The 1,620-nt window shown below is 34.6% G+C and carries 1 protein-coding gene and 1 pseudogene; both read right to left on the bottom strand.

What is annotated here, in order from left to right; translation table 11 throughout:
* Window positions 1-127: 127 nt before the first annotated feature.
* A pseudogene (locus tag ACFPXP_RS02720) lies at window positions 128-241 on the bottom strand (IS200/IS605 family transposase); the annotation flags it as partial.
* A 385-nt stretch (window positions 242-626) separates the two neighbouring features.
* Window positions 627-1,508, bottom strand: a complete 882-nt coding sequence (locus ACFPXP_RS02725; protein ID WP_379892153.1) for a hypothetical protein — start codon at window positions 1,506-1,508, stop codon at window positions 627-629.
* Window positions 1,509-1,620: the final 112 nt, after the last annotated feature.

A 1,620-nucleotide genomic window follows, 5' to 3' on the forward strand; every position in this document is an offset into this window, starting at 1 on the left:
ACAAGAGCGAAGTGATAAAGCTAAGCGGAGATAGCTTCCGCCTCAAGCACCGAGAAACCATATTTGGTAATTCATAGGTGTTGAAACTTATTTAGCGGAATCTGCTCAAAAGTACTTGACGGTTACACAAGTCTTTTCTCACTTGATTATAAATCTCTTTCCGTCTATACTTCGAGGTGAATACAATGTGGTATTTGCACATCCACTTCGTGTGAGCTAGACTATAGCTCTTGTTTGCCATCTAAGACCATTCCTTTCATTATTGAGCCTGAACATCTCAATTTTATCGGAATGGTCTTGTTGGTCAAACCCTAGAACCCTCCACCCGCATAGCGGGTGGTTTTCTGTTTCGCGCGTTTCACGCACTCAACTGGCTAAAGCCATAACAAAAAAGCTGTCGAAACTCTTTCGACAGCTAATGATATCCGATTTGTTGTTGGTAAACATTAGTCAAGTATAATTGATTGTATAGAAATAATTAACCAAATAATAACCAAAAAATAAAAAATTATTTTATCTTTACGACTTCCATGTTTATTAAGCAGATAGAAAATAATAATAGTCGGGGTAGCAAAAGCAAAAATATATTGCAAAATATCTGTTATTTCCAAAGGGCATTCACTCCATTAACCTGGGACATTTACACTTGGAATGTTCTTTATTAAATTGTATGCATCTTTTAATGCGTCACGAGCATCAGCGTACGCTTCATACATTTGCGCAGCAATAATTCCAGCGCCTCCAACTGTACCGATCAGAGCCCATACAGTAGCTGCAGTAATAGCACCAAACCCGATTAATCCAGAAAGTTCAACTGATAACAATTCTAAATCATCGCGAGCTTCAATTACAATATTCGTGTAATCTTCAAAATCATCAATAACGCTTGCGTACTGACCATTAGTGTGCTGGAAGATTGTTACGGTCTGGTTTGCGTGGTTATTAGGGTCTAATAATAGAGCAGAACTTACTCCTGCTGTTCCATTTGCGACATACATTTTTGTTACATACCATGTTGCTCCCCCTGGTATAACGCTCCCAGGAACATTATATTTCCTATGACTGTAATTTATGTACGTCGAATATCCTTTTTCAGATAAAATGGTATAACCAGCTGCTAATTGTCTTTGCGCAACATTATTTATTGAAGATTGCTGCATTCCATTTTGATGATTTTTTAAATCAATTATTACATCATCTGGATTGTATTTTACACCATCGATTATTATTTCGTCTTCAGTTTTGATAAATTCTGTTTCTCTTATTTTTTCATTTTCTCTACCATCATATAATTTTTCGATCGTCTTACTTTTCAGTATAATTTTATTCCCATCAATTTCCCTTTCAATTGTTCTATATCTTGTTCCTATTTCCTCTCCTGACTTATCATAAATTGATTCAGCTTCTTGTGAAATTACATCAGATACCCTATTTTCTGCCATTGTTGAACTAGGATTCACGATAGTACAGACAAATGCCAAAGATAGAATTACAGATAACAGTTTCATTATTTCAAACTCCCTTTCCATAATATAGTATTATATTCCAAGAAAATATTACCATAAATCACGAAAATATGGAATTTAAATTACAATATTTAAATAAAAATATATTATTATG

It is taken from the genome of Marinicrinis lubricantis, assembly GCF_042658665.1.
Classification (GTDB): domain Bacteria; phylum Bacillota; class Bacilli; order Paenibacillales; family KCTC-33676; genus Marinicrinis; species Marinicrinis lubricantis.